General features: G+C 67.6%; 28 protein-coding genes. 5 read left to right on the top strand and 23 right to left on the bottom strand.

Translation table 11 applies throughout. The features are described 5' to 3' along the window. Window positions 1-52: 52 nt before the first annotated feature. The 6 genes from ABZ098_RS19035 to ABZ098_RS19010 form a co-directional block, all read right to left on the bottom strand. Complete coding sequence (locus ABZ098_RS19035) at window positions 53-517, bottom strand: DUF6082 family protein (RefSeq protein ID WP_356592526.1); 465 nt, start codon at window positions 515-517, stop codon at window positions 53-55. 132 nt (window positions 518-649) lie between these two features. Beyond that, a complete protein-coding gene (locus tag ABZ098_RS19030; RefSeq protein WP_356592524.1) occupies window positions 650-1,315 on the bottom strand; it encodes a hypothetical protein in 666 nt (221 codons plus the stop codon). Next, window positions 1,312-1,509 carry a DUF5999 family protein gene (locus tag ABZ098_RS19025; protein ID WP_356592522.1) on the bottom strand — a complete coding sequence of 66 codons (198 nt, stop codon included), beginning with the start codon at window positions 1,507-1,509 and terminating at the stop codon, window positions 1,312-1,314. Before ABZ098_RS19025 ends, ABZ098_RS19030 begins: the two co-directional genes overlap by 4 nt. Window positions 1,510-1,577: 68 nt before the next feature. After that, a complete protein-coding gene (locus tag ABZ098_RS19020) occupies window positions 1,578-1,988 on the bottom strand; it encodes a DUF6302 family protein (protein WP_356592520.1) in 411 nt (136 codons plus the stop codon). Next, window positions 1,985-2,464, bottom strand: coding sequence for an ATP-binding protein (locus ABZ098_RS19015; protein WP_356592518.1), 480 nt, complete (start codon window positions 2,462-2,464; stop codon window positions 1,985-1,987). The genes ABZ098_RS19020 and ABZ098_RS19015 overlap by 4 nt, the downstream gene beginning before the upstream one ends. Beyond that, window positions 2,464-3,045, bottom strand: coding sequence for a hypothetical protein (locus tag ABZ098_RS19010; protein WP_356592516.1), 582 nt, complete (start codon window positions 3,043-3,045; stop codon window positions 2,464-2,466). The genes ABZ098_RS19015 and ABZ098_RS19010 overlap by 1 nt, the downstream gene beginning before the upstream one ends. A 235-nt stretch (window positions 3,046-3,280) precedes the next feature. Between ABZ098_RS19010 and ABZ098_RS19005 the strand changes: the two genes are divergently transcribed. Genes ABZ098_RS19005 through ABZ098_RS18995 form a run of 3 tightly spaced genes read left to right on the top strand, consistent with a single transcriptional unit; the run spans window position 3,281 to window position 5,672 of the window. Then, window positions 3,281-4,600, top strand: a complete 1,320-nt coding sequence (locus ABZ098_RS19005) for a hypothetical protein (RefSeq protein WP_356592514.1) — start codon at window positions 3,281-3,283, stop codon at window positions 4,598-4,600. Window positions 4,601-4,621: 21 nt separating this feature from the next. After that, the gene (locus ABZ098_RS19000; protein ID WP_356592512.1) at window positions 4,622-5,167 is read left to right on the top strand and encodes a GNAT family N-acetyltransferase; all 546 of its coding nucleotides are present in this window, start codon (window positions 4,622-4,624) and stop codon (window positions 5,165-5,167) included. Then, on the top strand, window positions 5,073-5,672 hold the full coding sequence (locus ABZ098_RS18995) for a gamma-glutamylcyclotransferase family protein (RefSeq protein ID WP_356593062.1): 600 nt from the start codon (window positions 5,073-5,075) through the stop codon (window positions 5,670-5,672). Before ABZ098_RS19000 ends, ABZ098_RS18995 begins: the two co-directional genes overlap by 95 nt. A 691-nt stretch (window positions 5,673-6,363) precedes the next feature. Here the strand turns inward: ABZ098_RS18995 and ABZ098_RS18990 are convergent. From ABZ098_RS18990 to ABZ098_RS18925, 14 genes are all read right to left on the bottom strand, one after another. Beyond that, a complete protein-coding gene (locus ABZ098_RS18990) occupies window positions 6,364-7,227 on the bottom strand; it encodes a hypothetical protein (protein ID WP_356592510.1) in 864 nt (287 codons plus the stop codon). A 432-nt stretch (window positions 7,228-7,659) separates the two neighbouring features. Further along, window positions 7,660-8,307: a hypothetical protein gene (locus ABZ098_RS18985; protein WP_356592508.1), complete on the bottom strand. Its 648-nt coding sequence runs from the start codon at window positions 8,305-8,307 to the stop codon at window positions 7,660-7,662. A gap of 269 nt (window positions 8,308-8,576) precedes the next feature. Continuing rightward, complete coding sequence (locus tag ABZ098_RS18980; protein WP_356592506.1) at window positions 8,577-10,118, bottom strand: hypothetical protein; 1,542 nt, start codon at window positions 10,116-10,118, stop codon at window positions 8,577-8,579. A 77-nt stretch (window positions 10,119-10,195) separates the two neighbouring features. Next, a complete protein-coding gene (locus tag ABZ098_RS18975; protein ID WP_356592504.1) occupies window positions 10,196-10,960 on the bottom strand; it encodes an SAM-dependent methyltransferase in 765 nt (254 codons plus the stop codon). 117 nt (window positions 10,961-11,077) lie between these two features. Beyond that, window positions 11,078-11,551, bottom strand: coding sequence for a hypothetical protein (locus tag ABZ098_RS18970; protein ID WP_356592501.1), 474 nt, complete (start codon window positions 11,549-11,551; stop codon window positions 11,078-11,080). Window positions 11,552-11,683: 132 nt separating this feature from the next. Continuing rightward, window positions 11,684-12,520: a hypothetical protein gene (locus ABZ098_RS18965; RefSeq protein ID WP_356592499.1), complete on the bottom strand. Its 837-nt coding sequence runs from the start codon at window positions 12,518-12,520 to the stop codon at window positions 11,684-11,686. A 135-nt stretch (window positions 12,521-12,655) separates the two neighbouring features. After that, window positions 12,656-13,900 (bottom strand): acyl-CoA dehydrogenase family protein, encoded by a 1,245-nt coding sequence (locus tag ABZ098_RS18960; protein ID WP_356592497.1) that lies wholly within the window; start codon window positions 13,898-13,900, stop codon window positions 12,656-12,658. A gap of 93 nt (window positions 13,901-13,993) precedes the next feature. Next, complete coding sequence (locus ABZ098_RS18955) at window positions 13,994-14,623, bottom strand: GAF domain-containing protein (RefSeq protein ID WP_356592495.1); 630 nt, start codon at window positions 14,621-14,623, stop codon at window positions 13,994-13,996. After that, window positions 14,620-15,180 carry an ATP/GTP-binding protein gene (locus ABZ098_RS18950; RefSeq protein WP_356592493.1) on the bottom strand — a complete coding sequence of 187 codons (561 nt, stop codon included), beginning with the start codon at window positions 15,178-15,180 and terminating at the stop codon, window positions 14,620-14,622. Before ABZ098_RS18950 ends, ABZ098_RS18955 begins: the two co-directional genes overlap by 4 nt. A gap of 55 nt (window positions 15,181-15,235) precedes the next feature. Beyond that, window positions 15,236-15,649 (bottom strand): DUF742 domain-containing protein, encoded by a 414-nt coding sequence (locus ABZ098_RS18945; protein WP_356592491.1) that lies wholly within the window; start codon window positions 15,647-15,649, stop codon window positions 15,236-15,238. Beyond that, complete coding sequence (locus ABZ098_RS18940) at window positions 15,649-16,122, bottom strand: roadblock/LC7 domain-containing protein (RefSeq protein ID WP_356592489.1); 474 nt, start codon at window positions 16,120-16,122, stop codon at window positions 15,649-15,651. Before ABZ098_RS18940 ends, ABZ098_RS18945 begins: the two co-directional genes overlap by 1 nt. Before the next feature lie 67 nt (window positions 16,123-16,189). Continuing rightward, window positions 16,190-17,551 (bottom strand): ATP-binding protein, encoded by a 1,362-nt coding sequence (locus tag ABZ098_RS18935; protein ID WP_356592487.1) that lies wholly within the window; start codon window positions 17,549-17,551, stop codon window positions 16,190-16,192. A 186-nt stretch (window positions 17,552-17,737) separates the two neighbouring features. Continuing rightward, window positions 17,738-18,256 (bottom strand): hypothetical protein, encoded by a 519-nt coding sequence (locus ABZ098_RS18930; RefSeq protein ID WP_356592485.1) that lies wholly within the window; start codon window positions 18,254-18,256, stop codon window positions 17,738-17,740. Window positions 18,257-18,289: 33 nt separating this feature from the next. After that, entirely contained in the window at window positions 18,290-18,766 is a 477-nt protein-coding gene (locus ABZ098_RS18925) for an ATP-binding protein (RefSeq protein ID WP_356592483.1), read from the bottom strand. Window positions 18,767-18,929: 163 nt separating this feature from the next. On the opposite strand from ABZ098_RS18925, the gene ABZ098_RS18920 reads away from it, so the two are divergent. Both ABZ098_RS18920 and ABZ098_RS18915 read left to right on the top strand, forming a co-directional pair. Further along, window positions 18,930-20,327 carry a helix-turn-helix transcriptional regulator gene (locus tag ABZ098_RS18920; protein WP_356592481.1) on the top strand — a complete coding sequence of 466 codons (1,398 nt, stop codon included), beginning with the start codon at window positions 18,930-18,932 and terminating at the stop codon, window positions 20,325-20,327. Next, on the top strand, window positions 20,324-21,217 hold the full coding sequence (locus ABZ098_RS18915) for an aminoglycoside phosphotransferase family protein (protein ID WP_356592478.1): 894 nt from the start codon (window positions 20,324-20,326) through the stop codon (window positions 21,215-21,217). The genes ABZ098_RS18920 and ABZ098_RS18915 overlap by 4 nt, the downstream gene beginning before the upstream one ends. Before the next feature lie 310 nt (window positions 21,218-21,527). Here the strand turns inward: ABZ098_RS18915 and ABZ098_RS18910 are convergent, their stop codons facing one another. The 3 genes from ABZ098_RS18910 to ABZ098_RS18900 form a co-directional block, all read right to left on the bottom strand. Then, window positions 21,528-21,818, bottom strand: coding sequence for an SH3 domain-containing protein (locus ABZ098_RS18910; protein WP_356592476.1), 291 nt, complete (start codon window positions 21,816-21,818; stop codon window positions 21,528-21,530). A 149-nt stretch (window positions 21,819-21,967) separates the two neighbouring features. Beyond that, the gene (locus ABZ098_RS18905) at window positions 21,968-22,282 is read right to left on the bottom strand and encodes a hypothetical protein (protein WP_356592474.1); all 315 of its coding nucleotides are present in this window, start codon (window positions 22,280-22,282) and stop codon (window positions 21,968-21,970) included. 299 nt (window positions 22,283-22,581) lie between these two features. Then, window positions 22,582-23,124: a hypothetical protein gene (locus ABZ098_RS18900; RefSeq protein ID WP_356592472.1), complete on the bottom strand. Its 543-nt coding sequence runs from the start codon at window positions 23,122-23,124 to the stop codon at window positions 22,582-22,584. Between the last annotated feature and the right edge of the window lie 42 nt (window positions 23,125-23,166).

The following is a 23,166-nucleotide window of genomic DNA, read 5'->3' as shown; positions in this document are numbered from 1 at the left end:
TCACCGGTGCCTCCGCTCGTGGATGGCGCTCTATAGGGCAGGCGCTAAGGCCTCATGCGGCGACCGCGTCCGGATCGCTGAATGCCACGTACTCGTCGGCCAGGATCCGGTTGAAGACGCGATCCACGCGGTCCTGCGCTTCCTGTTCACGGAAGGCGCCGAACTCGCGCCAGTAGGTCCGGCCGATCTCGCGTTTCATCAGCCAGCGCGCCTGAATGCGCAGCGTGTGCCGGTTCAGGAGCCCGGCCCGGAACTTTGCGGACAATAGGGAGACCTGCCGGTTGCACTGCACCAACAGCGCATAGTCGTCGGACGACAGGCTCTCGCCCTGGGTCGCCCAGGCCGCCCGCAGCGCCGGCTCCGAGGCGACGTCGGACAGCCACGCCTGATGCATCTCCGCCGCATGCAGTGCCAGCTTCCGCCGGTGGTACCGCTCGACCTGCAGGACCCGCGCGAGCCCGATCCCGACCGCCGTGGCGGCGAGAACGGCGCTCGAGGTCTTTGAAACTGTGGGCAAGGCACTCTCCTGATGTGGAAGGGGCGGGTCAGGGTGGCCGGTGCGGGGCGCGAGGAGGAAGCGCCGCTCCCCGACCGGCGTTGAGCCGTCCGACGATCCAGGCTGAGTTGGGCACCGGGCCGCCGGACGGGTCTATACGGCCAGGGCCACCAGGTGCTTGACGTCGACGGGGATGCAGCCGTGCAAGGAGACGACGTCGCGCGCGGCGATGGTCCACTGCACTCGCGGAGACTCGTAGGGCGCGAAGGTCAGCTCTTGGCCCTTGCGGGCAGTGGGGATCGGAGCGAGCGTGATGGGGTTGTACTCGACGCCGGCCACTCCCCACGGCAGTGGGTCCTTTACCCAGGCGGCCACGGCTCCGTCGCTCATGTGCGGGCAGTGCTGAAGGGCTTCGGCGGCACAGGACTCGTGGATGGGAGGCATGGCCGTCGTCTCGCCTTCGCTGATCGGGGCTCCGCCCCGGTCGGCCATGAGGAACAGATGGGTGCCGTCCTCGCGGCCATACGTAGAGCGACCGCACACCTGGCACAGCATGTGAGCCATGGCCTGCCGCTGTCGGAGCGCGTGCACTTTGGCGAGACGCGGGTAGCCGACACCGCGAACTGCCGGCATTCGCACCCAGAGGATGCCGTTACGTCGGTCTAGCCGGGGGTGCTCACCCTCGTACCCGATTTCGCCTCCAAGCAGGCTGGGGCGCAGCACGAGCGGGACGCGGGGCTGCTTCTCGCCGGACCACGGGGCGATGAACGGCACCCGCACCCCCCGCCAGTAGAACTGGCGCGGTCCGTCATCGCTCACGACGCCACGCTCGCTGGGACGGGGCGGAGCGGGGGAACGATCTTGCCGCTGGGGAGTAGCTCGCCCGTGTCGTCGAAGAGCAGGACCCCATTGCACAGAAGGACCCACCCCTGTTCGTCGCAGCGAGCGACAACGGCGGCCGCATCACGATCGGCCGCGTCCGCAGTAGGGCAGGGGGGTTCGTGCCGACACATGGAGGTCTTCTTCCTTGGGTGTGTAGGACGGTTGGGGCTCTCTCGGGCGGTCTACGGGGCCGTGGGGATCAGCTGGAGACAGCCGAAAGGGGAGTGCACGGGCAACCGGGGCTGGGCTGCACGAGGCCGTAGAAGGTCAGGCGTTCGTTCTCGTCCGACCAGGTGGCCGGAGGGCACTCGCCCCACTCGACGATGTACGAACCGCGCGGCTCGCGCTGCCAGGTGATGCGCAGGTCGGGGAACCCGCTAAGAGGTGCCAGGATGTCGCGGACAGCCAGCGCGATGGCAAGCTTGTCAACGCCGAACCACCCGCCGCGCCTGGTCCGGCCCGCGGGCACGGCGAGGAGCGGCATGCGGAACACACGGATGGCGATGCTGCGCGAGAAGAGCTCGGCGTCGACCCGGTCCCGAAAGTAGTCGAAGTCGTAGGCCTCGGCCGGTGGCATGACGGTGATGTCCGAGAGGGCGGCGGCCGTCATTCCTCCGACTCCTCCGGCAGGGCGAGGCGGCACCAAGTCGTCGCGCCGCCGTCCCTCGTTCCCCAGGCCCCGCCGCGCTCCTTCGCCACCCTCTGCACCAAGGCGAGGCCCCGCCCTGACTCCGCGTCCTCGTCGGCCTCCCTGAGCGTCGCGACGCCCGGCATGCCGTCGATGACAGCGATGTTCAAAAAGCCGTCCTTCACAGCCATCTCCAGGCCGATTGTCCGGGTCCCGCTGTGCAGCACCGCATTGGTCACTAGCTCGGAGACGAGGAGCATCACCTCGTCGGTCAGGGCGCCAAGGCCGTGGTGCCGGATGCGGGCGGCGGCGATTCGGCGCAGGACGCCCACGTAGTGCGCACCTGCCCGACCGGGCGGGGCATCAGCGTGGCGGGGGTCGATGTCGACCCACTGGTTCATCACGTCCTGGTCGCGGCGGGGGACCGCGTGGGACGGTCGTACGGCTGTCGTCGTCATTACGTCCTCTTGGGGGATGGCAGGACCGACCTGACTGCCGACACAGCCCTGCTGAGGGGGGTTCGTTCCGGCGGCGCGAGGAGGGCGCCCGCCTCGGAGAGGCAGCGTGCGAGCGGGGCGGGACTGGTGAGCAGCGGTGCACCGCCGACGGACTGCTCGCCGTCGGGGGGCACCAGCCAGCGCACGATTCCTGACGGCGGCCGAGGGGCGAGCGCGGGCACGAGGATCGCGTGCCCTTCGCCGAGGCACGCCGGCCGGGGGAGCCGGTCGGGCCACTGTGAGGCTGCCATGAGGCTGTGCCAGACCGCTCCGGTGCCACGCGGCACCAGCACGGCCGCGGAGCGCAGGTTGGTGAAGACCACGGCGGGGCCCAGCGGCTGCTCGTACTGGTCGAGGAGCTGGTACGCCGCCTCGATCAAGGACCGGTCGGCCAGCACGATGTCGAAGGTCATGCCGCACCCGAGGCGCCGTGGCAAGTGGGGGTTTTCGTGCCACAGGGCGGTGGCCGTCTCCGGGCGGCCCGTCGCCGCGGCGAGCCAAGCGGACACGATCTCGTGCTCGGCGATCTCGCGGGTCTGCATGAGCCCTCCCGATGTCAACGACACACGCGGTGTGTGCGGCGTGACCCAGTGCAGCGAAGACGCCGATCAGTGAACAGGTCTTTTCGCCGGAACTCTGCCTGCCTCCTACCCGCCCTTTACCCGCCCTTTCAGCCGCCCTTCATGCCTGACCAGGGACTTTCGTTGGCGAACCCTCACGCACCGCTATCGGAGTCGCTACCGTGAGGCGAAACTGGACGGCAAGGGGGCGGTGGATGTGCGTGAACTGAAGCGGTTACGCATCAGCGCGAACCGCACGCAAGAGGCGATGGTCAAGGAACTCACCGACCTTGCCGCTCGACTCCACGCCGAGGGCCGAATCAGCGGGCTCCCCACCTTCACCGTCCGTCAGCTCTCGAAGTGGGAGACCAAGGACCCACCACCGTGGCCGCACCCGGACAGCCGCGCGGTGCTAGCCGCCTACTGGCGGCGGCCCGTTGAGGAGCTGGGACTGAAGCCATCGGCCAACGACGACAGTGGCCCGGTGGTTCTCACGCCGGTTCCACTGATCACTCAGGATCCCGCCTCTAGCCCCCTGATGGTCACGGAAGGCGCCGGACCGCACTCCGATGAGGCGCCTCCCCCGTGGCTGGCCGAGACCACAGTCGGCACCAGCCGATCCAGTGAGTGGCGGATCGTCCCGGAGGAGGTGGCGTTCCTGTCAGCCGCGGCCGACGACAACTATGCGATCGACCAGCAGTTCGGCGCGAACCGGCTGTGGCGGCCAACCCGGGCACACCTGCTCTGGACGCACCACATGATCGACCGAGGTATCTACGACGAGCCCCTGGGCCAGCAGCTCCACGCGCTGGCGGGCAAGCTCACCACCTCGCTCGGGTGGTTCTGCTACGACGCCGGCCTGCAAGAGCAGGCGCGCCAGTACTTCTCCGAAGCGCTGAACGCGGCCAACTACACCAGCGACGACGTGCTGGCCAGCCGTACCTTGAGCAACATGGCTCGACAGGCCGTCGACGTGAACAAGGGGCGTGAGGCCGTCCGCTTTGCCAAGCTCGGACAGCGACACGCAGAACTGTGGGACGCACCCCGCCGAGTGATAGCCCTCCTGTCGATCCGGGAGGCTCAGGGGTATGCGCGTCTTGGAGACGCCTTCAACGCAGAAGCCGCCATCAAAAGGGCCTGGCAGGAGTGGGAGAGCGGAGAGGATGAACGGGACCCGGATTGGGCCTTGTTCCTCAATCTCGCGGAGCTGACCTGCCTTGAGGGCATGTGTCGTCTCGATCTCCGCCAGACGGACCGCGCGCAGAAGTTGCTGGCTCGATCAGAAGCCGAACAGGATGTCGCCCACTCCCGAAACCGGGGGATGTGCCTGGGCCGGCTGTCGGTTGCGGCGGTCGCAAACGGCGACGTCGATCGCGGCCTGAACGCCGCGGCGGAAGCCCTCCGGCTCGTCGAGAACGGCATGTCTTCCACACGGACGGCCGCACAGTTGAAGATCGTTCACAACGGAATGCTTCCCCACCACCGTGCCCGCGGCGTGGGGGACCTACTTGAACAGATCCGCGCTCACGTCGCGTGATCAACAAAGGAGATACACACCGTGGACCCGGAGTTCCAGCGGCACAACGCGCAGTCGGTGAAGGCCCTAACCGGTGAACTGGTCGACGTCTACGCCAAGGTGTACGACGTACCGCCGTACATCGGTGACCCGTTCTTCTCCGCCGACTCCTTCCAGGAACGCCTGGAGGCCGCGTACGACACCGAGGGGTTCGAGACCGTCACCGCCCACCAGGACGGTCGGATCGTCGGATACGTGCACGGTGCGACCCTGCCCCCAGAAAAACCGTGGTGGACTTCCCTGGGTGACCGGCGGCCGACCGACCTCGTCGAACTGGCGGACGGCGGAGGCGTGTTCTGGCTGCGGGAACTGATGGTGCTCCCCGAGTTGCAGAACAAAGGGCTCGGCCGCCTGATCCACGACACGGTCATTGCCGGTCGCTCTGAGACCGTCACGGCCCTTACCTGCATTGTTGACAATCAGCCCGCCCACGATGCATACCTGCGGTGGGGGTACACGATTATGGGACAGATCAAGCACGCCCCAGAGTCGCCCGTCTACGACGCGATGTATTTGCCCTCACGCTGAAACTGGAACGCTCATGATCCAAACGATCACTCACTCTGCCTCGGTCCCGGAGACTACTGGTCGCCGGGACCGACTCACGGCAGGACCTGACATCCTGTTCTGTTACGGCACCCTTCAGTTCGATGCCGTGCTTGAAGGCCTACTGGGCCGCATACCCGCACGTGCTCCAGCGTCCGCACCAGGCTGGAGAGCCGCTGCGCTCAAAGGCCGTGTGTATCCCGGACTCGTCCACAGCCCGCATGGCGCTTCCGCTGACGGAATGATCCTCACCGACCTCAGCGACAAGGAGTGGCGAATCCTCGACACGTTCGAGGATGACGTCTACGAGCTCCGGCCAGTGATGCTCGCCTCCGGCAGGTCGGGATGGGCGTATGTATGGCCGGCCGGAGAAGTCCTGGACCAGGACTGGGACCCCGACGCTTTCGCCGACGAGCATCTCCAGACCTACGCCGCGCGGTGCGCGCGGATAGGCCTGTCGTTGGCCGAGCGCGTGGGCCAGAGCTGAGCGAAGCGAACGGCGGTCGAGAGGGACGCCCTCGACCGCCCTCGGCCGATCACACGCCTGCGGCTCGGTACAGACTCCCCGTCGACGGGGGCTCGGGCGACCTGGGTCAGGCGGGTGGCTGCCGGGCACCGGCTTCGCCATCACTCGCGCCGCTCAGGGGTTGACCCCTGGGAGGGCAGCTGTCGACGAGCAGGGCTCGCGCGGTGCGCGCGATCTGTAGACGCGCCTGCTGGTGACACTCCGCTGGGACGAGGAGGTACGACAGCGTCATCCGGACGACGGCTTCAACAGCCTGGAACTGGTCGAGAGGGCGGGGGTGTCCGTTGGTCCCGGCTGCACTGGCCAGGCGTTGACAGAGCTCCGTGATGACGTTGGCCAGCCCTCGCCCGCCGCCTGGGCCCGCCGCCTCATGGATGCAGCCCGCGAGCACACCGTTGAGCAAGGGATGGGAACGGCAGGAGGCGAGCGTCCAGCTCATAACTGCCGAGAGGCAGTTGCCAAGATCCGCGCCACTAGCGAGGGCCCGCCGCCACCGTTGGTCGACTCCCGCCAGCAGCAGATGCCAGGGTCCGCAGCTTGGTTCGCTCCCATGCACCGTCTGCGTGCAGATCAAACGCGACGTTCAGCACGACTTCTCTGGCGCTCGGCCGGGTCCCTACCGGTCGTTGACGATTCGCGTCGGCGGTTGCGCTCATGCGGCCGAGCGGGCGAGGGGCGCGAACCGGAGGAAGGCCAGGGTGACATCGTCTGAGCGTTTGTAGCGGGGCCAACGGCACCCGTCAGGATCGTCCACCTCGGCATCGCGGATGGCCTGCACGATCCTGTCCGGTCCGTCGGTGAGACAGGCCTGGGCCAGGCTGTCCCAGGTGGCGTAGAGCCCGTACTCCTCGACGGCAGCGCTGGCGCCGTCTGTCATGACGAGGATGTCGGCGAGATCAGCGGCGGGCCATGAGCGCACCACGGCGTGGCGGGCAGCTTCGGGCACGGCCTCCGCGACCCAATACCCGTTCGGTGCACCGTTGTTGAGATGACGCAGCTGGTGGGTCCTGAGTTTCTGGAGCAGTGCGCGGTGCTCGGGGTCCTGGAAGCCGCGGCCTGCCTGCAGCCAGCTGCGGTATTCCGTCCGTTCGGGGCGGCCTGCGATCAGCCGGGCGAGCCGGTCGTCCCGCACTGCATCGACGTCTCCGGCGAGGGTGCGTGCGATCACGGGTGTGTCCGCCAGGACGAGGGCGTCGACGCGTTCGCCGTGGCGTCGCACGATGGCGATGGTGGCGGCGGGGGACGTACCCGGCACCAGCCGGTGCGCGTCGACGACCCAGGCGATGGCCTGTTCGAGGACCTGCCTGAGGTCAGATGAGGGGGCGGCGGCGAGTAGTGAGGCCACACGGTTGCCGAGGGCTTCGGCGTACCAGCCGCCGCGGGGCTCTTCGTCGGTGACGGTGGAGACGCCGTCGAGGACGATGACGGCTCCTGGAGCTCGGATGAGGCGGTCTTCGCTGGGCCGGCCTGGGCCGGCGAGTTCTGCCGCGGTCAGAGAGAATCCGTTGTGATTCATGGAGTGCCGTCTTTCGTTGATGGAGTGGTCGGTGAGGGAATGGCCTTGAGGGAAGCGCTGGGCGGGCACGTTCACCTCGGTGATCCGGGGGCATTACCCAGAGGGGGCCGCGCGGAGACGTGCAGCGAGTTGCCGCTTTTGCTAGCCGCCGTGCGCGTTGCGGTTGTGCTGGTCGTCGTGGCGCTGGTCGGTCCTCAGGAACTAGGACGTTAGGCGGTGGGTGCCCTTGTGTGGTCCGGCGGCGGGGTGCCGGACCAGAGGCGGCCGAACCGGCAGGAGGCCGCTTGCGCTCCGCGGACTGGCCTGTGGCCCACAAGCGGTTGACCATGGCCAGATGCCAGCGGGTCTCGTCACCAGTGGAAGTCGTGCCATTGCGTTCGAAATTCCATGAAACGACACGAACTTCATCGGTCGTGATCAGTTTCCTCCGGGTCACGAAGCTGCCAAGGGGCTGGTGGGACTCGGGCACGACGTGAGTGTGGGTCTGTCGCTGCCCGGCTCATAGGGGGAGCCGTGTCTGTCGCTGATGCGGTTGTCGGCGTGGTGGGCGCCGGCGATGCAGTTAGGAATCGCGCAGTCAGGCGTGCGCCTGAGGCGCCCTTCGGGCGGGCGACCGTGATGCTGCTCGAAAGCAAGGCGGCGGGCGTTGTATCTCCCGCCGGAAGCTTTGAAATCGAAAGTGCGGCTGCCCGCGGGCTTGATCCAGAGCACATGCCCGTCGGTGCCTGACCGGGTATAGCTCCTGAACGCCTCGTCGACAGCGACGAGCCTCGGCTTGCGGTTCTTCAGTGGGATGGGGATGCGGTTCTCTCTTCGCAGTTCAGCGATTTTGTTGCTATTGAGGCCGGTCGCGGCCCGGATGCTCGCGTGTGTGGCTCCAGCGCGGAGCATGCCAACGGCCTGGGCTTCGGCCCTGGCGAGGTCATCGGCGGATCGCTTAGCGCGGGGCGAGGTGATGGTGTAGCTGTAGCGGACGCGGATGATCGCCGTGTTGCCGACCTTCAACTGCCGTCTGACTTCGTCGTAGGTGGCTCCGGCGCGGAGCATGGCGGCGATCTTCGAGTCGCGCTTACTGGTCATCGCGGCCGCCTGCCCAGCCGTACGCGGCGGTGGCCCCCGCCTTGAGGCGTGGGGGCGGGGGTCTGTGTCTGCGACGCGTCGTAAAGGGTGTGGGCCACGCCTGTGAAGGTGGTGGCTAAGGTCCGGAGCGCGGTGCGGAAGGCCAAGAGTGTGGTGAGGGAACCCACAAGGGCGGGGCCGAGGATGGTGGCCATAGGGGTGATCCAGACGGTGGTCATGCGTTTCCTGAGACGGAAGGGGAGTTGCCAGCGGGGCAGGCTTGAGAGAGATCAGCGCATCAGCGCCCAGGGCGCGAGCGGCTGAAACTTTCGCCGAAGCCCTTCGATGAGCTTGCGACGGGAAAAGTCCACGATCAGGAGGTCGTGGTCGCTTCTGCCGCCCATAGGGATGACCTGGACATCGGTGACGGCCTGGATACTCCAGCCGTCTACGGCTGCGCGGTCGATGCGGCAGGGGCCACCCTGGCCCACGGCACTGTCGGCTCGGCCGGCGGTCGCTGTGGCCAGGGCGGCGGGTTTACCGAGGCGCCGGGCGGCGTAGCGGGCCGGGTCATGCATGCCGCTGTGGAGAAGGATCTTGTCGACGTCGGTGCGGCTGCACCAGGTGCCGTCAGGTTGCTCGCGGGCTCGGTGCAGGCGGTGCACCATGTCGGTGAGTTCCGGGGCGTTCCAGTCGATGTCCGGAACGTCACCGGGTGAGGGCACGGGCAGCTCGTTGAAGTCGCCGAGGAGCCAGCACGCCACGGCTTTCGTCCCTTCCGCGGGAAGGTGGGTCTTCACCTTGTCGACCAGGGCAGTGAGTTCGTAGACCTCGGCCTCTCGGACGAACGGGTTGCAGTAGCTGGCGTGGAGGGACGCGGTGAGGATCCGCGCCTTGGGGACCTCGCGCAGGCCCAGCTCGACCACGGTGGGGGGTGTCCTGAAGACCTTGGTCAGATGCTGCTGAGGGCGGGGGCCGATGGTGAACGTCGACGGCCGCACCAGCAGTCCGGTCGGATTGCGACCCTGTCCCATCGCGGCGCGGAAGCCGCGCATCTCTGTCTTCTTCTGGGCTTCCTGCCAGCGGAATTCCGCGGCCTTCTTCTCCTGGTCGGTGGCGTTCGGGCGGGTCTGGGAGTGCGTGAGCTCGCCCAAACCGAGCCAGTCGAAGTGGAGGGCGACGAGCAGGTCGTACGTGTCATGCCAGAGCGTGGGCAGGACTCCCGGTGCCGGTTCGGGGCCGCCGTCGTTCTTCAAGTTCAGGAAGCCGACGCGTATCCGGTCAGATGGCGGCTTGGGGGGCAACACCGGTCCCATCTGGTGCGCGCGGATCGTGTCGCTGCTTCGGCTGCCGTCGGCGTGTGCGTCTGCCTCGTCGAGCAGCTTCCAGGTGTGGCACAGGCCGATCAGGTGAGTCGTGTTCTTCGCCTTGGCCTTCGTGACCACCGACTTGGTCAGGGTCCGGACCTCGGACTTTGCGATGCCGACGGCGCTCGCGATGCGCACGGGGTCCGAGTGCTTGGCCAGGGCGCGAATCAGCCGCAGCTCGGTGGCGTCGAATTGCGGCGCGGGAGATGGGGCGGGCGGCGGGGGGACCTGGCCGGTAGAGAGGAGCGCATGCGCGCGCTCTGGCCGGGAGTACGCGCCGAACTTCGCGCCGATACGGCCGAGATGGCCGGAAAACGCTCGGGGCGTGATTTTGAGGGCGATCCCGCCTTCCTCGTTCGACGCCCCGGCCACGAGCTGCGTGGCGACATGCAGCTCCGTGGGCGTCAGATAGCGGGGTGCTCGGGCAGGCAAATGAGGGGCTGGGGGCATTGTCGGCTGGTCCATGGGTCTGGCGGGCAGTGGGCGATAGCCGGCAGAGCTGGGTTGCTCCGCGCGAACAACAAGGTCCGATTGCGGAGCGGTCAGTCTTTTCGGGCGATGCCGCCGTGGATGTCTGTCGGCTCGTCGGCAGCACCTGGGTCCGGGCGCCACCGCGGGCACGAGACGACCCCTGGGTCCAGCAGGGTGAGTCCGTCGTAGAACGTGGCGATCTGCTCGGGGCTGCGCAGCATGTAGGGGAAGGCGCCGGTGGCGTCGTAACCGCGCTGGGCGGCCCGGAGATCCGCGTTGGTGTCGACGCCGTCGTAGTGAGCGAAGTAGCTGCCCAAGGGCAGGCTCCCCTGGAGGTGGCGCACGATCGCCTTCGCCTCTTCGTAGTCCTCGATGTGCCCGAGGACGCCCATGAGCATCAAGGCGATGGGCTGGTTGAAGTCGAGAACGTCGGCCGCCGCGGAGAGGATCTTCTCCGGCTCGCGCAGGTCGGCGCTTATGTACGCGGTCTGGCCCTCCTTCGTGCCGTGGAGCAAGGTTCGGGCATGCATGAGCACGACGGGATCGTTGTCCGCGTAGACGATCCGGCAGTCGGGAGCGATCCGCTGCGCGACCTCGTGGGTGTTGTAGTGCGTCGGCAGGCCTGCCCCGATGTCGAGGAACTGTCGAATGCCGCATTCTGCGAGGTGTCTCACCGCGCGGATCAAGAATTCGCGTGACTCCCAGGCCATGTCCCTGATCTGGGGGGCCACCGCCGCGTAGGCGTCGCCTTGCTCTTGGTCGACTAGGTAGTGGTCCTTGCCGCCCATCCAGTAGTTCCAGACGCGGGCCGAGTTGGGGACAGAGGTATCGATCATGGGTTGTTCCAAAAAGGTCGGGGCGCCGGGTCCTCGGGCACCAGGGGGTCACAGGTCGAGGCGCGGGCGAGGCACAGGACTGTCTGTCGGAGGTAGGTGCGGCGTCGGACGCTTGTCCTACAGGGGGTGCGTGATGCCCGTTACCCGGCCGATGAGGATGGCGTCGTCCCGTGAGTCGGCCAGGCAGGACGGGTCGTACTGCACGGTCAACACCGCGCCCTTGATCAGGGCGCGACCTACGCCAGGTCCGAGGAGGGCTTGAAGGACGAACGTCGTGCCTGCTCCCTCGCCGTCATCGCTCGCATCGAGGAGACTGCACGCTGCACTCTGCGGAGTGCCGGCCGGGCTGGGGACGGAGAGGTTTCCGACGACTCGGATGGAGCGTGGGATTTTCGGGTCATGGGTGATCAGCCCCCGCTCCGCCAGGGTCCTGATGTGGTGAGCGGCAGTCGACGTGCTGCGGAGGCCGGTCCCTTCGCAGATTTCGCGCAGGGAGGGCGCATAGCCGAGGCGAGTACTCGCTTGCGTGAGAAAGGTCAGGACTTGCGACTGTCGGATGGTCAGCGGGCTACTGGCATGGTTCTGTTCCACTGGCTTCGTGTCCTAGGGGTGTTTCGGGCAAGGCGTGCGCGGCGCCGGGGCCGCCGCGGTGTTTGTGCAGTGCGGGAGAGTTGGCTGCCGTCCTCCGAATCACCGACTCTCCGGAAGACGACAGCCAGCGGCTCAGGCGGCGTGTCCCTCCGTGAGCCGAGCCGTCCATGCGACGAGGTCGTCCGTCTCCTTGCGCCGGGGCACCAGATCAGGGTTCGTCCAGATCTTGTTGAGGGCGGCAAGACCGTGAACATCGATGATCCGGGCGATGCTGTCGCAGGCCCGGCGATACTCCTCGATGACCTTCAGCCGCATGGGCATCGCGAAGAGTTTCCGGTAGCGGTCGGATGCTTCCGGACTGGGCTTGTCGGTTGAGACGGGATTGCCGAGGATCTTGGTGGTGATCTCCCGGTCCGCCCAGTAGGCGTGTCCTTCCAGCAGGTACTCATAGGCCCGGTCGGCTGTGCCGCTACGGGCTGGGAAGAAGGCTTCTTGGGCCGTCCACACCGCGCCGTCGCTGGCCGCGTACTGCCCCAGATGCGTCATTTCGTGCCCCAGGGCCTTGTACAGGAAAGGGATGTCGTCCAGGCGGCCGGCATGCTCAAGCGCTTCGGGTAGGAGAACCACTTCGGGCCGCCCCGGTTCGAACAGCACCGTCTCGGCGGCCATCGTCGGCCAGAATGTGCTCAAGAACGTGGTCCTGGCGCGGTGCTTGACCTTGGCAGTCAGTCTTTCTCGCAGGGAGGGGGCGAGCTGCTCGGTCTCGGCCACCAGACGTCGCTTGGCACTCTCCTGGTGCTCTCTCAGCCATTTGTCGACGGTCATCGTGCGGATGACAACTGGATCGGGCAGCGGCAGTCCCGTCACTGCCTGGACCACCGGCAGGCTCTCTGCGCCTATGGAGAGGAGGCGGTCCACGAGCGAATCGGAGGAGGGACCGGCTTCGTTGCGTACGACAACGGAGGACATCGTGTGCTGCTTTCAGGAGAACGATCGGAAGCGAGGCGGGGCCTTGCCGACGTGCCAGCAACGACGGGCTCATGGCGCGGCCACAGGAAGTGGGACCCGTGCGCGGCAGGCTCGTGGAATGCCGCGAACGGGGGTCTATGCGGGGGTCGGGTCCGGGCGGGCCCAGGCGGCTTCCGCGGCAAAGTGTTCGGACCACTCCACCGTGGGCTCGTCGAGCGCGGTCTTGGCCAGTTGGATGGCCTGGAACTCGGCGGTCCCGGCGGGTGAGTAGGTGCACTGGATGTCGCGGAAGAGACGTTGGAGTGCGTAGTCGCCGTCTAGGGCGTGGGCGCCGTGCGACTCCATCGCGTCCCGTGCGGAGTCGGCGGCCAGTTCGTGGCCGCTGTGTTTGGCCCCGATCAGCTGCGCGTCGCAACGTTTGCCGCGGTCGAAGAGATTGACGGCTCCGTAGGCTGAGCTCTCGGCGATCTGGAGGCGGGCCTGCATGCGTCCGAGTCGGTCGCGTGGGACGGGAAGGTCGGAGAGGTATCCGTCGTAGCGGCGGCGGCTGGACAGCCATTGTGCCGTGGTGTTGACGAGGGCTTCGTGGATGCCGAGGCTGACGGCGGTCAGGTTGGGGCGGCCGTAGGTGATGCTGATGCTCTGCGCGATGTCCAGGCCCTTGCCGATGGGTCCGAGTACGTTGGCCGCGGGTATGCGGACGCCGTCGAGGCGCAGACGGCCGAAGGTAAAGCCGTGCAGCCCCAGTCCCGGCCGGTGTCGTTCCTTGGTCAGGCCCTTACGGTCGTCCTCGACCAGGAACGCCGTCAGAGCCTGGGAGGCGCCGACGCCGGGTGGTGCCGTGCGGGCGACCACCACATGGAGGCCGGCAAGGTGAGAGTTGCCGATGTGGGCTTTCTTGCCGTTGAGTACCCACCAGTCGCCTTGCCGTTCGGCGATCGTCTCCATCCCGCCGATGTGCCCGCCCATCTCTGGCTCGGTGACCGCGATCGAGAAGAGCGTCTGTCCGCTTGCTGCCTGCGGGAGCCACTGGGCCTTCTGCTCGACCGTGCCCCAGTGCCGCACCGCTCCGACTGGGATCAGGCTGGCTTGGAGGATGGCCGCCACCGCGGCGGAGACCACGGCGGTCCGGTGGATGATGATCGTTTTGGCGACATGCCCGGCTGCCATCCCGCCGTACTGGGCGGGGATCGTGACCCCGAACCAATGCCGTTCCGCCATGAGTTGGGCCGCCAGACGCTCGACCCTGTGGGGCTTTGCCTCCATGCCCTGCACACAGGGCGCGATGTACTGGGCTGCGAAGGCGTCGGTCTCCTGCCACAGCCTGAGGTGGGCGGGGGTGAGGATGGGTTCGAGTGCGGGGGGCGGTGTCGTCGGCATGGTCGTCTCCCTCTCCCTGTACGGGGTCGCAAGGCGCAGTGCGGCCAGGTCCCACGGTTGTGGGGCTGCCGGGTGGGGGGCGGCGAAAGGGGGTTAGCGCGCAGGCGCGGAGGCGGGCAGCGCGTTCTTGACCTCGGCCCCGACGTCCTTGACGCGGGCGATGAGATGGCGGGCGTCCTGTACGGTGCGCGGTTCCGGGTCGATCGTGCACACGGTGCCCAGTGCGATGCCGGTCTCCTCGTGAATGAGGGGCGCTCCCATGTAGGAGCGGATCCCGACCGCGTTGACGACGTAGTTCCCGGCGAAGCGAGGCGAGGCGTACACGTCGAACAGCGGCAGGGCTTTCTTCTGTTCGACAACGACAGGGCACCATCCGCGGTCGAAGCCCATGGACCGGCCGACAGGCACCAGGCCCCTTTCCGGATCCGGCATGTGCAGGCCGACGAAGGTCTGATCGCCGTAGAAGAGGTTCACGAACGCGTACGCCATGCCGGTCACCTCGGCGAGGTGGTCGGCGAACTGGTCCATCAGCTGGTCCGGCCCATCGGGGAAACCCAACTGGTGGAGCACGTCGATGCGGGCCTGGTCCTCGGCGATCCTGCGGGCCTGCGCCGCGCTGATCTCCTGGCCCAGTTGGATGGCACCAGGCGGCGGAACGACCATGTCGGGCCGGAACGCAGCCTGCAAATCGGAAGGCATCGAGTTGTACGGGGGCTGTGTCATCGGGCATCCAAGAGGGCTGTGGCGGGCGGGGTGGGGTCCAGGGCGTGGTCGACCAGGCGCAGCAGGGTGTCGCGCACGGACGACTTCTCCCGGGCGTCGCACGTGGTCATAGGGACGTGGGGCCGCAGCTGGAACGCCCGGCGAACGTCGTTGAGTTGGTAGCGGTACGCGCCGTCCCACTGGTTGACGGCGACGATGTGTGGGAGGCCTGCCCGCTCGCAGAACGTCACGGCCGGGAAGCTGATGTCCAGGCGTCGTGTGTCAGCGAGGACAACGATGCCGACGGCACCCCGGGCCAGGTCGAACCAGAAGTCGGCAAACCTGTCCTGGCCCGGGGTACCGAACAGCATCAGCTCCAACTGTTCGCCGACAGTGAGCCGGCCGAAGTCGAAGGCCACCGTCGTGGTCTCCTTCGCCGCCACTCCCTCCAGGTCGTCGGTGGCGGTGCTCGACTCGGTCAGCACCTCCTCGGTGGTGATCGGCGTGATCTCGCTGATCGTGCGGATGAACGTCGTCTTACCTACGCCGAACCCGCCTGCCACGAGGATCTTGAGCATGTCGATGGGGCCGGCCGGTGCTGACCCCGCATGCGGGGGTGATGCGCTGGCGGGGTCAGGCGGGCAGGTTGACGAGACCGACACGGAGCTTCTCCAAGAGCTGTCGAGAGGGGGAGTCCCCGCGCGGGTCGTCGGGGGAGTCGGCACGCTCAAAGCCGGTGCCGACGACGGGCAGGACTAGTACGCGGGCGTCGAGGAGATCAGAGATCAGGACCCGAGCCACCGAGAGAGGGACACCGACCGTGCCCGCCAGTTCGGTCACCGATCGGCACCGCACCCGGCACAGAGCAATGAACTGGTGATACTCGCCGTCGGTGAAAAACCTGCCGGGGTGGCCCGGCCCGGCCTCGACCATGGTGTCAGCGCTCAGCATGTGCCGTGCGCGGGTGCGGCCGCCCGTCAGGACGTAGTTCCGGACGAACGCGGTAGCCCCGCGCCGGGGCTGCACCGGCTGGCCATGGCCAGCCATCAGCGGACGCGGACGGGCTCGATCATGTACTCGGCGAACCGGTTGACGAGCAGGCCCGTCTCGTACCCCACCGCGCCCATCTTGGCGTTAGGCTCGCAGACCACCACGAGGGCCGTCTCCACGACGCCGTCGCGGGTGCCCGCCTGGCCTAGGAAGTGCTGGCTGCTGCCTGCGTTCACCAGAAGGAACCGGGCGTCGTGCCGCTCGATGATCAGCTGGCTAAGGGTGCCCGTTTCACCGTTCCGACCGGGGATGTTCTCGGCCATGGAGGTCATCGATCCGAACACGGCCGACCACTTCGCGGCGTAGTCGCGGTGGAATCCGCTGGTCACCAGCGGCAGCGCGTCCCGGGACAAGAGCAGGGCGTGAGTAACGCCGGGAACCGCCGCGACGAACTCTGCGAGCCGTGCGGCCATCTCCTTGCGAATTTCCTTGCGCCGGGTGTGGATGTGGTCCGTGCTGGTCTCGATCATGACGGAGCTTCCTGAGGTGGGCCAAGCCGTCATCACGGCCGGCCTGGGCGTATAGGTAAGGGGTCGGCTAGGAGCGTGAGGTGGGCGGGCCCGGACGGGCCTGTGCGGCACGTGCTGCCTCGAATCCTTCATCGATGTCGCCGGCCAGGGAAAAGTCGGGCATGCTGCGCGGGCGGTGCACCCGCTTAGGCGGTGCTTCAGGCGTGGCCTCGGCCATGCGCCGGGGCAGCGGCGGGGGCACATCTGCCCCACCTTGGAAGGCGGCTGCTGACGCCGCGTCGGCGACGGGCTGTACGGGCATGCGGCGCGGCAAGTGACGCGGCACGGGAGGTGTCCCCGCCGGAGCCGAGACCCGGGCCGGGGCCGTCTGCGCCTGCATGGGGACCAGGAGCCGCCTCGGCACGGTCACCACGGCCGTGGTGCCGCCCATGGGATTCTCCGTCAGTTGGACGGCGATGCCGTGAACGCGAGCGATCTTCGCGGCGGTCAGCACGCCGATCTTGCCGTGCTTGACGTAGCCGCGCACGTTGACCCGGTCGGGGTCGCTCAGCAGCAGGTTCAGCTCCGTCCGCACGGTGGCCGCCATGGGGATGGTCGCCCGATCCTCGATCTCCACGGTCAGCCCGGTCGCCACCTGCATGGCACGCACCTCCACGTTGAACTGGCGGTCGCAGTACACCGTGGCGTTGTCGACGAGTTCGGCCAGAAGATGGGTGACGTCCGGGCCCACATGGCGGGGCAGTCCCAGGTCGACGCCGACCGTGCCCGCAGCGATCGTGACCCGCTGGTAGTGCTCGACTTCCTGGACGGCGCCCCGCAGGACCTGCACCACGGTCACCGGCTTCTCAGCGCTGCGCAGCGACTGCCCGGCGGCAGCGGACTTGCTCTCCACCCAACGCCGCAGTCGCGTCACGAGATGGTCGAGCTTCCAAAGGATGTCGAGCTGGTCCGGGTCGTCGGTCTTGGCCTGGACGGTGTCGAGGTGACCGAGAATCCGCTCCACAAGAGCGTGCTCCCGTTCGGCGAACTGCGACAGCATGTCGAGGGTCACCTGGGACTGGGACTCGGAGTGCACCCGTTCCAGGGCCTCGGCGACGTGGACCTGGAGGTCGCCGAGGTGCTGGACCAGCCTGGCGGCCGGGCTCACCCCGACGAGTTCGGGACTCACCTCGGGTATGGCAGGTGTGCCGCCCTGGAGAAGCTCCGTGGTGTTGAAGTGGATAAGTTTGTCCAAGGCGGCTGCCGCGGTCGTGATCTGTGCCAGATGCTCCTGGTGTACGGCGTCAGCGGCTTGTTGTGCCGCTGAGGCGCCCTTGGCGGCGGTGTTCGCGCCGCGGGCGCCGGCTCCGGCCGCGACGATCAGCCCACACGCCGCTACCGCGAGGAGTTGCCCGGTGGTCAGCGTGGTGGTTCGCCACAGGGCGGTCACGGCAGCGAGAGCGGCAAGACTGATGACCTGCGGAACGAAGACGGCGGCGCGGATCTGTTCGCGAACAAGCCGATCTACTGAACGGTGCTTTCCCTCACTCCGGCTGTGGGCGGGCCGAGCGAGCAGGGAGGTGGGGGCAGACATGAGGTCCTCGAAGTAGAGGGGCAGAGGGGCTGAAGGCGCCCGTCAGGAGACCGGGAGGATGACCTGCACGCACTTGCCGACGGTCTGGGTGTCTTGGTCCGTCTTCACCGTCCACGCGAGGCGGCCCTTGTAGTGGCTTATCCACCACAGTCCATGCGGCCTTCCCCATACGACGTCGCTGCACTGGGCGGCCACGGGGAAGCCCGGGAACTCACGGAAGGCGTCCTCGACCTCAAGGATCAGCTCGCGTGATTCTGCGTCCACGGCTATGCGCAGGCTGATCGTCCCGTCGGGGAAGGGCCCGCCATGGCGGACAGCGTTCTCCACGAGGACAGCCGCGACACGGGCTGCTTTGCTGATGTTGCCCTGCCAGGCGCCGCCCTCCAGGACAGCCCACACCCGCTCGCGGGTGAGTGGGGTGACGTCCTCGCCCGCCACCATCCTCAGGCTCTGCTCGAACGCGACCTTGACGTCGGTCTTGACCTGCGGGGGCGGGACGGCGGCAAGAGCGCCGGGTATGTCGTTGGGGCCGATCGGGTCAGCGTCAGCTGCGGGCGGCATGGCTGGAGGTCTCCCGTTGAGGTGGCGTGCAGGTTAGTGAGAAAGCGCGGGAAGCGCGCACGTGTCGGGGTCGGCGACGAAGAACCACACGTCCTTGCCGCTTTGAGTCGGTGAGATCTGGATTTCGTCAACCAGGGCGCGAACCAGGTTGAGGCCGCGCCCGCTCTCGTCCAGAGGCCCGGGTGTCGTCCTGACTGGCGAGCGGGGGTCCTTGTCGGTGACGACCGTGGTGATGCCGCCGGCGACCCGTTGAACGAGGAGGATCGCGGTGCGATGCCCGCAGGGGTCGGGCGTGGTGTGCAGGAGGACGTTCGTCAAGAGTTCGTTGACGCAGAGCAGGACACACTCCGCTTGGTCGGCGTCGACGCCCCACAGGCGCAGGTGGGCACGCACGATGCGCCGCACCGTCTTGAGGCTCTCAGCCGTGAGGTCGATCTCGGACTCGTAGCTGCTGCTTCTGGATGTGGACCGCGCAGAAGTGCCCGTGGGGGTGTCGACGAGCGAGGTCACCGATTCTCCGTCCGATAGGTCAACCCCCCTTCATATGGGGGTAGTTGCGGTGTTGTACTGGACTGAACCGCTCCGCAACCATTCAGGCAGAGCAGACCGACAGCCGTGTAGAGGCTGATGCCGATACTTGAGAAATCGGCATCACGGGGAGAGGGGCGATCAAATGCCGCAGCCGGAAAGACGACTCGATCCAGACGCGTCACCGCAGGCGTGGTTCGGTGCGGAACTGCGCCGCCGACGCAAGGCCGAGGGTCTGTCCGCGCGCGCTCTGGGCCAGTTGGCGCAGGTCAGCGACGACATCATCCTGTTGGTGGAGAAGGGCGAATACCCTTCCCTCAAGCGGGACGTTGCCCAGCGCCTCGACCATGCTCTGGACGCCGACGGGCTCTTCGACCGTGCGTGGGGCATGGCTTTCGCGAAACGCGATGCCGACCGCAGGCCCGCTGATGCCGAGAAACGGCCGACAAGAGCGGAAGCGACGGTTCAGGCGAAAACGGGCACAGTGGGCCGGGACGGTCTGTCTCCTCGCTCAGGGAGTCCTGATCCCATGTACCGACGAGCCCTCCTCCGGGCTGGCAGTCTCGCCGCCGCCACCCCCTTGGACCTCATCCAGTCGTTCGCGCTGCCGGCCTTGACTCTGCCGCCGACGATCGGCGTCGGCACCATCGCCGAAGTCCGGGAAGCAGCCGCAGTCATCAGCCATCTCGACAACCGGCACGGAGGCGGGGGCGTCGTCTCCGACGTCGCAGGTGCCGCCATGCAGCGGGCCGCCGGGCTCCTCCACCGGCCCTGCCCCGAGTATCTGCACGCTGACCTGTTCGCGGCCGTTTCCTGGCTGGCCATCGTTGTCGGCGCGAGCGCCTTCGACGCCTACCGCCACCCCTACGCCACCCGCGCCCTCATCTTCGCCGCGGAGACCGCCGAAGAGGCAGACGACCGCCATCTGCGGGCCAAGGCCTACTCCTTCCTCGCCCGCCAGGCCATCTGGACTGGTGACCCCGACCAAGGCCTCACCTATGCGGAGACGGGCCTCGTCCGATCCGACCGGATCACTGCGACCGAGCAGGCCATGCTGTACTCCGCGAGGGCCCGTGCCTTCGGGAAACTCGGCAACGTGCGCGCCTGCCTGACTGCGGTCGGTCAGGCCGACGACGCATTCGCGCACGCCCGCCCCGACGAGGACCCGCCGTGGATGGCCTACTACGACGAGGCCCAGCACAACGGCGACACCGGCCACGCGCTTTACGATCTTGCCGTGCGGGAGGGTCAGGACGCGGGCCGTGCAGCCAGACGCTTCGAACACGCGGTCCGAGGGCACAGCGACGCCTACCGACGCTCCCGGGCGATCTCCCGCACCAAACTGGCGTCCCTCGTCATGGCCACTGGCGACCCCCGGCAGGCAGCCGCCATTGGCAACAAGGCCCTCGACGAAGCCGGGCGTCTCACCTCCCGCAGGGCCGCCGATGATCTCCGTCAGCTTGCCGCGTTCGCCGCGAAGCACCCCCGGGTCCCGGAGGCGGTCGGACTGCGGGAAAGGATCGCCACTACCGTCACAGCATGACCGCTCCAGAGACCACGGCCGACCGGCTCGTCCTCACCACCGCGTGCGCCGCCGCAGGCCTGGCCAGCGACGGCGCCGAGCCGGTACGGCTGGCCGAGAACCAGATATGGCGCCTCCCAGGCCGGGTGATCGTACGAATCGCCAGGCCCGGGCAGATGGCGGCCGCTGAACGTGAAGTGCGGGTCGCCCGCTGGCTCGCCGACAACGCCATCCCGGCCGTACGGCTCGCCAACGTCCCCCACCAACCAGTTGAGGCCCACGAGCGACCAGTGACGTTCTGGGAGGAGCTCCCTCCACAGGAGCACGGCACCGTCGCTGATGTGGCCTTCCTGCTGCGCGAGCTCCACCACCTGCCCGCCCCAGACATCGACCTCGGCTACCTGGACCCGTTCGTCCGGGTCCCGGAGCGGCTCCAGGCGGCAGTCACCATCGATGACGCCGACCGCTCCTGGCTGCACGCCCGCCACCGAGACCTTGCCGCGGCTTGGGCGGAGCGGCCCGCAGGTCGCCCCGACTGCGCCGTCCACGGGGACGCCTGGCCTGGCAACCTCGTCCGTATCACCGGCACCCCCCGCCGACTGATGATGGATTTCGAACGGTTCTCCCTCGGGCCCCCGGAATGGGATCTGGTTTCCACCGCCGTACGAGCCCGCACTACAGGCGCAGTCTCTGCGGCTGAGTATGACGCCTTCTGCGAGGCGTACGGGTGCGACGTCACGGAGTGGCCCGGGTACGCGACTCTGGCTGGTGCCCGTGAGCTCCGCATGGTGACCATGGCCGCTCAACACGCAGCCAGTAACCCGGAATGGATAGATCAGGCTCAGTACCGAGTTGACTGCCTGCGTGGTCGCTGCGGCCCACGCCCCTGGAAATGGAAGGGAATCATGTAGGGACAGAGTGCGCTCGCGTCTTGGTCCCTCTTGGTCCACCTGCCTTGATCGCTCGGCTGGCTGCCCGAACTCGGCGGCCCTGACTACCGCGGCCATAGGCAACTTCTAATGCGTTCCTACCGTGAGCTCTCGGCAACCTGTTCCCGAGCGGGCCCCGACGGGGGAATCTTCGGGGCCCGCCGCCAGCGGACCTTCCGTGTCCTCGCGCGATCAGGTTCCGGCGAGGACACGGGGCCGCTGCGGTATGGCGAGTTCGACGCCCGGCGGATTACGTGAGCGCCGACCAGCAATGGGTTGCGCTACCTCCTGCTCAGAGGGAGCGCATCATGTCGATTCGTATCCATCCGTACGTGCCGGAGGGAAGACCGCCAGCCGACTTCTGCGTGAGCTTGGCGTAGAACCAGAGGTAGCCGTCGCTCCCAGCCCTGGTGCAGTAGTCGCGGAGCCGGTCGCCCTTGTAGAGCGAGCCCTTGACCGAGTACGAGGTGCCTGGGCCGGTACGGAAGTTGGCTCCGTTCACCGTGACGACGTCATCGCCGTCGGGGGTGTTGACGGTGCAGGCACTGGAGCCGACCGCGGACGCGGTGGGCGCGAGCGCCACCGAAGCGCCAGTCAGGAGACTCGCAGAAAGGGCGAATGTCGCAATTCGCCGACGAAATTGCATGGATATTCCCTTCGCTGAAGCAGAGGAGGATGGCTGAGAAGCCGCTGGACAGAAGCCCGAGTTGGGCAGCGCGGATCGCGGGGCGGTTATCCGGCCGTACCGACGTAGAGCCGCTGGTTGAGGCCCGTGGACCAGAAGTCGTACCGGGTCCGCTCGCCCAGGTTCTTGGAGCTGGTCACGCACCAGCCCTTGCCGAGGTTCGCCGTGACACGCCACACGAGGGTGTCGGTGTTGGCCAGGTACACGCTGACCTTGGGTGCGAAACCGTCCGCCCTGGTGTCGCAGACGGTGAGTTTGTCGCCGTTCGCAACGAATTGGGCCGTGCCCCGCTTCACCCCGTACACGTCGACCATGGCCCTGGGGCCGAAGCTGCCCGCCTGGGCGACGCCGGACGTAAGCATGAGGCAGGCCGTAACTGCCGCGCCGAGGCCCAGAGTTCGGGCCGCGGTCTTCCGCATCTTCACAATGATTCCGTTCTGTAGGTGTCGTCTTGCTGGTGACAGGGGGACTGGAAGGGCATGCCGAACTGCGTCGGGGCTCGCGCCCCGCGCGCGAATCGCGGATGGATTGCCGGCGTGGTTGGGTGCGTCAGGTGAGGGGAGCCCGCCGCGGTGAGGAACCGCTCCAGGGGCAAGCCGAGGTGACGGATCAGGGACGAGCCGGGCGTTCTCGCACCGGACGCGCACACTGGAGGCCGCGGTCAGACTGTGGGTGACGCGGTGAAGGGGTACGTGCGGACGCCCGCGCCGTCGTTGTTCCAGTCGAGCTTCAGCTCGCCGTCGCCGAGTCCCTTGGTGGAGCCGATCTTGTAGGAGATGGTTCCGGTGGTGTAGCTGCCGTTGTAGTTGGCGTCGGAGCCGGAGTGCTCCAGCTTCGCTTCGATGCCGCCGAAGTTCGCCTGCTTCTTCACTGGGTCGGTGCCGGCCTGCGACTTCTTGATCTGGAGCTTGAAATAAGCGTCGTCGAAGATCGAGGTGTCATCGGCATCCGCGTACACCGGGCCGTCCCAGCTGATGTTGGCGTAGCTGTAGACGGTGGAGCCGGAGCGCTTCGCGCAGATCCGGACCGTGAAGTCCCAGTTGTCGGCCCACGGGCCGGAGTACGACGGGTCGTCGATGCTCTTCGTGCTGGTCTTGCAGTGGTAGCTGGCGGCGGCCGCCGGGGTGGCGGTCGCGATGGCGGCACTGCCTGCCAGGGCGGCGATGATGACCGCGGTGGATGTGGACCGCTTCAGGCTGGACATGTGGAGCCTTCCTGTGAGTGACGGATGTGTTGTGGGGGGTGG

This window comes from Streptomyces sp. NPDC006335 (genome assembly GCF_040612795.1).
GTDB lineage: Bacteria > Actinomycetota > Actinomycetes > Streptomycetales > Streptomycetaceae > Streptomyces.
This window is presented reverse-complemented; position numbering and strand designations above follow the sequence as displayed.